This window comes from Dolichospermum circinale AWQC131C, assembly GCF_000426905.1.
In the GTDB taxonomy this organism is placed as follows: domain Bacteria; phylum Cyanobacteriota; class Cyanobacteriia; order Cyanobacteriales; family Nostocaceae; genus Dolichospermum; species Dolichospermum circinale.
In genome coordinates this window covers 149,886-155,983 of record NZ_KE384588.1, presented here as the reverse complement: position 1 = coordinate 155,983, position 6,098 = coordinate 149,886, and the positions used below count along the sequence as shown (strand labels likewise).

The following is a 6,098-nucleotide window of genomic DNA, read 5'->3' as shown; positions in this document are numbered from 1 at the left end:
TCTTGTGGTGCGGGCATCTTGCCCGCTAGATATGTACCTCATAACACCGGGAAGTGCTGTATAATCATCAAGAAATTACTGAATCAATGGCTTTATTGATTGAAGAGATTTTAACAAAAAAAGCATTACCAAAACGTATAGAAGATGACTATTATTCCAGAAATTTTGTAAAGAGGGATAGAAAAGGGATTTATATTAATTATTTATTACCAGATGAAACAGATTATATAACTTTATTATCGAATACAACACTTACCGAAATTAATATGGAGGAAAATGAATACATGAAAGAGATCATAGAAGAATTAAAGTTACTCAACTTAATAGATAGATTAGCAATAAAGTTTTCAAATACCCAAATATCAAATTATGACAACTAACATAGGTAGTAATCAAAGCTTTAAAACACTATTACAAAGATTAGGAACAGCTTCCGAAAATCAAATTAAATCAGTTTTAGCTGAACGGGAAGTAGTACAACCAGAAGCAGAATTAACTCCTGAAATTATTACTTCTCTTCAACAAAAAATAAGTAATGCAACGAGAGTGTAAGACAACAAACAAGTAATGGTGGGTTACACCGTTGCTAACCCACCCTACAATAGCAAGAATATTTGCTGTTATGAAAACTTACTTGTTAGGTTGAGGAGTCATCCGCAAATAAGGTTTAATTTCTTGATAGCCTTTGGGAAACTTTTCCTTGAGGACTTCAGGATCTTTCAAAGATGGTACAATCACCACATCTTCACCGTCTTTCCAGTCTGCGGGGGTAGCAACACTGTAATTATCAGTTAATTGCAAAGAATCAATAACGCGCAAAATTTCATCAAAATTGCGTCCCGTGCTGGGAGGATAGGTAAAAGAAAGACGGAGTTTTTTATTGTTATCAATCACAAACACAGAACGGACTGTAACAGTAGCCGCTGCGTTAGGGTGAATCATATCATAAAGTTCGGAAACTTTACGATCTGGGTCTGCCAAAATTGGGTAATTCAGGGTGGTGCTTTGGGTTTCTTCAATATCTCCCACCCAACCCTTGTGAGATTCTACATCATCAACGCTCAACGCGATCGCTTTCACATTGCGTTTGTCAAATTCTGGTTTGAGTTTCGCAACAGTTCCTAGTTCGGTGGTGCAAACTGGTGTAAAATCAGCAGGATGAGAAAATAGCACTACCCAACTATCACCAGCCCAAGCGTAAAAGTCAATTTCCCCATGGGTAGAGGCTTGAGTAAAGTTAGGTACTGTATCACCAAGACGAAGAGTCATAGAAGATTCCCTGTGTTCTCAAAAGATATCTAAATTATACCGTGACAGTATAGCACAAAAGACCGATTAACCTATCGGTATGTCGTGGTTTGTAACAAAATTTTAAGTTTGTTGTTTCTGAACTTTTAAGCCAGGTGTTGTTGGACTTGGGAAACTAATTCATTTGTCCAATGGTTAACAAGTTCAGCATTAGCGGCTTCTACCATGACTCTAATTACGGGTTCGGTCCCAGAGGCACGGACGAGGACTCTACCATTATCACCCATGGCGGCTTCGGCTTTTGCGATCGCTTGTTGTACGGGTTGACAATTTTCCCATCCTAGTCGCCGTTCACGATCTAATATTCGCACATTTCGTAATATTTGGGGATAGGTTTGGAAACTTTGATCTACCATTTCTGCTAAGGACTTATTAGCCTCTTTCACCACCGCTGCAATATGTAGCGCTGTTAATAAGCCATCTCCAGTCATAGCATAATGACTACAAACAATGTGACCTGATTGTTCTCCTCCTAACATTCCTCCAGTTTTCCGCATTTCCGCTTGAACGTATTGATCACCTACTGCGGTGCGAATTAATTTACCCCCTATTTGTTGCCAAGCTCTTTCAAAGCCCAAATTGGCCATGACCGTGGAAATTATCAGGTTATCTGGTAGTTGTTGCTTTTGTTGTAAATGACGACCCCAAAGGTAAAGAATATAATCACCATTCACTGATCTGCCCGTATTATCCACAGCGAGAACCCGATCTGCATCGCCATCAAAAGCAAAGCCTAAATCCGCTTGATGGGCTTTAACAGCGGCTTGGAGAATATCTAGGTGAGTAGAACCACAATTAACATTAATGCGATAGCCATTTGCTTCATTATGTAAACAAATTACCTCTGCACCCATTTCCGTAAATACCGCTGGCGCTAAACCTACCGCCGCCCCCCAAGCTAAATCTAAAACAATCTTCATCCCTTGCAGATTCGGTCCCGACTGTAAAGGTGCTTGTATAGCTTGACTATAATCCTTGATTAACTCCGCACGGTAATAATGTCTACCGCAATTATTTATACTAAAATCCAGGGATAATTTACCACGTAATCCCGCCTCAATTTCCATTTGTAGGGCTTGGGGTAACTTACCACCATCTGCATTAAATATTTTAATTCCATTGTCTTCTGGTGGATTGTGGCTGGCGGAAATCATGATTCCACCAATGGCGTTAGTGGTGCTGGCCAGATAGGCTACACAAGGGGTAGGACATAATCCCAAATACCACACTTCTAACCCCGCTGCGGTTAAGCCAGCACTCAAGGCCATGGCTAACATATCACTGGAATTACGAGAGTCTTGTCCCAGAATAATTGGTCCTGGACAGGTAGCATGACTACCTAAAACCATACCTGCCCAAAAACCCACTTGTAAAGCTAAGGGCGCGTTTAGCAGTTCTCCCACTTGACCACGAATACCATCTGTACCGAATAAAGCATTGGTTGGTAAAGGTATGGAATTTAACATCCAACTATTTTCCACCTTTGTCACCAATTCGGAAATACAGCCTTGAGTCTGAACCATTGATGAAACCATAAGTTTAAGAACCCCAGATAATTACACAGGAGAATAGCATTTTTTTTGATCATTCTCGACCCTGGTGAAACAAGATGTCGTTTTCTTGCTTAATAATTTTTAATATAAATTTTCATAAAACAGTTCTAATCTAACCTTTTAGTGGGATTTTTTGACCAATGTGTTCAGAAAAGTCCAGAAGTTAATTTTTTTACAGTTGAGAATTTTAATATGAGCAGCAATTTAGCAAGCAAATTACGTGTAGGGACAAAGAAAGCACATACCATGGCAGAAAATGTAGGTTTTGTCAAGTGTTTTTTAAAAGGAGTTGTGGAAAAAAACTCCTACCGCAAGTTGGTTGCTAACTTTTACTTTATTTACTCAGCCATGGAAGAGGAGATGGAAAAACACAAACATCACCCAGTGTTGAGTAAAATTTACTTTCCCCAACTTAACCGTAAGCACACCTTAGAACAGGATTTAACTTACTACTATGGCAAACTTTGGCGGGAACAAATTAAATTGTCCCCTGCGGGTGCGGCCTATGTCAACCGTATTCGGGAAATTTCTGCTACCGAACCAGAATTATTAATTGCTCATTCCTATACCCGTTATCTAGGTGATTTATCGGGGGGACAAATTCTCAAAGGTATTGCTCAAACTGCGATGAAATTGGGTGAAGGGGAAGGGACAGCCTTTTATGAATTTGCAGATATTAGCGACGAGAAGGCATTTAAAGCGGAATATCGGCGAAATTTGGATGCTATGCCCATTGATGATACCACAGGCGATCGCATTGTAGAAGAAGCAAATGCCGCCTTTGGTGTGAACATGAAGATGTTCCAAGAATTGGAAGGTAATTTAATTAAAGCCATTGGGATCATGGTTTACAACACCTTAACCCGAAAACGGACAAAAGGTAGCACTGAATTGGTAACTGCTGAGTAATGAGTTAAGAAATATTAACTTTTCTCAACTTATCTCAACTCATCTCAAATTAAAATATCTGGGGGTAATTTCCCTGTGATTGTTTTTATGTGCATGAAAGCAACCAAAGGGAGATTACCCCAATTTAGAATCATCAAATTCGAGAACAATTTGTGAATGGTGAAAAATATTCAGTTACCATCACCGAAGATGGTTTTTTTTTTAAAAAAGCTGCTAAATTTGATTGGAATGAATTAAAAAAAAGAAGAGAAGCAGTAAATGATCCTCATCCTTTGACAACAGAAGAGATTTGTGAAATTGTGCGAGAAGTCCGCAGGGAAAATAACCAATAATGTATTAACTAACAGCAAAGTTTGTATATGGTCTGATTTTAGGATGACTAAAACCAAGTGCAATATCCTTCCTGTGCAGGAACACCTGCTGCTATAAAATCATTAGCAATACCTTCTTCTGTATCATCATATTGAATCCAAATTTTATTATCAATCAAATCTACATGAATTGGTGTGGTATGTAGATATTGATCATCGTTCCAACCAATATCTAAAACTAGATAACGTTCATGTTCATCATCAAATAAAACTTGGGAGTTATAACCATCAGGTATAGAAGCGCGATATTCGGCGGTTTCTGTTAATATTCTTTTGATGATTTCTTGATATTTTAATTTGGTATCCATTGTAATATCTCCTCATTTTTATCATCAAATACAATATAATAGTGAGAATTTTTAGTAAAAAACAATACGTTAATTATATACCGTAATTATTTGTAGTCAATTCAAAGCTATTAATGTTCTAATAGTTACATTTATTGTGACTATTAGAAATATTTTATATTGACATTGATACTATATATGATATCATTAGAATAGTAAAATAAGCCTGCCAGCTAAGGAAACAAACATGAAAAAATTTAAACTTCAACGGACATTAATAAATTATGAGTCAGCTAGACAAACTAATTCAATTATTTCTCTCTTACCCTGTTGAAGTAAGATTTGAAGAAGTAAGACGTATTTTAATAGCATTCGGTTTTGAAGAAGTTCGATCTAAAGGAAGTCATCACACTTTCCGTCATGAGGATGGACGGATACAAATTGTACCCAAAAAAGAGGGGCAAAAAGTAAAAGGAATTTATATTAAGCAGATTGTAAAACTGCTCAGATTAGAGGAGTAGTATGTCTAAGAAAAATAAATCTGAACGTGAGTCACTGGAATTTTACTTGAATTTGAAATATCCAGTTACACTTTACCCTGATCCTGATGGGGGATATGTAGCAGAAATTAAAGACCTTCCTGGATGTATGACTCAGGGAGAAACAACAGATGAAACGTTATTTAATATTGAAGAAGCACGTAGTTTATGGATAGAAACAGCCTATGAATATGGGGATGAAATTCCCTTACCCTCAACTCAAGTTCAATACAGTGGTAAAGTTTTATTACGTATACCTCGATCATTGCATGAGAGATTAACAGAAAATGCAGAGAAAGAAGGAGTTAGTCTGAATCAATATCTTGTATTTTTGTTAAGTGAAAGAAATGCTGTTAAGTCTCTGAGCATGGTAAATGTTAAGTAGAAATCTTTGGATCTAAGTTAAGATATTGGTTAAACTTTCACTCTGAAAAATTTGATGAATACTCATAGCGATCGCTAGTTAACGCCAAATGCGATCGCTATTTTGATTAAACTTAATGAAATTAGGTTAAAATCCGAATAATGGCAATTTTAAGTATAAAAACTAGATTATGGCGAATCCAGAGCATTTAGCGATACTGAGGAAAGGGGTAAAAGTTTGGGGTAAGTTGAGAGATGAAAATCCAGATATAAGACCTGACCTGAGATTAGCTAACCTGAGTGTGGCTGATCTCAATGAGGCTAACCTGAACGAGGCTAACCTGATTAATGCTAACCTGAGTGGGGCTAACCTGATTAATGCTAACCTGATTAATGCTAACCTGAGTGGGGCTAACCTGATTAATGCTAACCTGTTTGGGGCTGACCTGTTTGGAGCTAACCTGATTAATGCTGACCTGAGTGGGGCTAACCTGATTAATGCTAACCTGTTTGGGGCTGACCTGAGTGGGGCTAACCTGAGTGGGGCTAACCTGATTAATGCTAACCTGTTTGGGGCTGATCTAAGTGGGGCTGACCTGAGTGGGGCTAACCTGATTAATGCTAACCTGTTTAGGACTGACCTAAGTAGGGCTAACCTGAGTCGGGCTGACCTGAGTGGGGCTTACCTGTTTAGGGCTAACCTGTTTAGGGCTAACCTGAGTGGGGCTTACCTGTTTAGGGCTAACCTGTTTAGGGCTGACCTGAGTG

10 protein-coding genes are annotated in these 6,098 nt (G+C 38.2%); 7 read left to right on the top strand and 3 right to left on the bottom strand.

What is annotated here, in order from left to right:
- The first annotated feature begins 86 nt into the window (after nucleotides 1-86).
- Together ACIR131C_RS26515 and ACIR131C_RS0101990 are read left to right on the top strand one after the other, a co-directional pair.
- Entirely contained in the window at nucleotides 87-380 is a 294-nt protein-coding gene (locus ACIR131C_RS26515; protein WP_231395373.1) for a hypothetical protein, read from the top strand.
- Nucleotides 370-552, top strand: coding sequence for a hypothetical protein (locus ACIR131C_RS0101990; RefSeq protein ID WP_035371367.1), 183 nt, complete (start codon nucleotides 370-372; stop codon nucleotides 550-552). The genes ACIR131C_RS26515 and ACIR131C_RS0101990 overlap by 11 nt, the downstream gene beginning before the upstream one ends.
- A 78-nt stretch (nucleotides 553-630) precedes the next feature.
- On the opposite strand, the gene ACIR131C_RS0101985 is transcribed toward ACIR131C_RS0101990, so the two are convergent.
- Nucleotides 631-1,269: a peroxiredoxin gene (locus ACIR131C_RS0101985; protein WP_028084927.1), complete on the bottom strand. Its 639-nt coding sequence runs from the start codon at nucleotides 1,267-1,269 to the stop codon at nucleotides 631-633.
- Nucleotides 1,270-1,394: 125 nt separating this feature from the next.
- Nucleotides 1,395-2,843 carry a phosphoglucosamine mutase gene (gene glmM, locus ACIR131C_RS0101980; RefSeq protein ID WP_028088856.1) on the bottom strand — a complete coding sequence of 483 codons (1,449 nt, stop codon included), beginning with the start codon at nucleotides 2,841-2,843 and terminating at the stop codon, nucleotides 1,395-1,397.
- 210 nt (nucleotides 2,844-3,053) lie between these two features.
- On the opposite strand from glmM, the gene ACIR131C_RS0101975 reads away from it, so the two are divergent.
- Complete coding sequence (locus ACIR131C_RS0101975; RefSeq protein WP_028084925.1) at nucleotides 3,054-3,770, top strand: biliverdin-producing heme oxygenase; 717 nt, start codon at nucleotides 3,054-3,056, stop codon at nucleotides 3,768-3,770.
- Between the two features lie 152 nt (nucleotides 3,771-3,922).
- The gene (locus tag ACIR131C_RS21670; RefSeq protein WP_051347471.1) at nucleotides 3,923-4,102 is read left to right on the top strand and encodes a hypothetical protein; all 180 of its coding nucleotides are present in this window, start codon (nucleotides 3,923-3,925) and stop codon (nucleotides 4,100-4,102) included.
- 47 nt (nucleotides 4,103-4,149) lie between these two features.
- On the opposite strand, the gene ACIR131C_RS21665 is transcribed toward ACIR131C_RS21670, so the two are convergent.
- Nucleotides 4,150-4,449: an element excision factor XisI family protein gene (locus ACIR131C_RS21665; protein WP_196811708.1), complete on the bottom strand. Its 300-nt coding sequence runs from the start codon at nucleotides 4,447-4,449 to the stop codon at nucleotides 4,150-4,152.
- A gap of 263 nt (nucleotides 4,450-4,712) precedes the next feature.
- Between ACIR131C_RS21665 and ACIR131C_RS0101960 the strand changes: the two genes are divergently transcribed.
- The 3 genes from ACIR131C_RS0101960 to ACIR131C_RS21660 all read left to right on the top strand — a co-directional run.
- Nucleotides 4,713-4,949: a type II toxin-antitoxin system HicA family toxin gene (locus tag ACIR131C_RS0101960; RefSeq protein ID WP_028088855.1), complete on the top strand. Its 237-nt coding sequence runs from the start codon at nucleotides 4,713-4,715 to the stop codon at nucleotides 4,947-4,949.
- 1 nt (nucleotide 4,950) lies between these two features.
- Complete coding sequence (locus tag ACIR131C_RS0101955; protein WP_028088854.1) at nucleotides 4,951-5,352, top strand: type II toxin-antitoxin system HicB family antitoxin; 402 nt, start codon at nucleotides 4,951-4,953, stop codon at nucleotides 5,350-5,352.
- Between the two features lie 169 nt (nucleotides 5,353-5,521).
- Nucleotides 5,522-6,098: pentapeptide repeat-containing protein (locus tag ACIR131C_RS21660; protein WP_035371366.1), on the top strand; the 577-nt coding region annotated here is incomplete at its 3' end.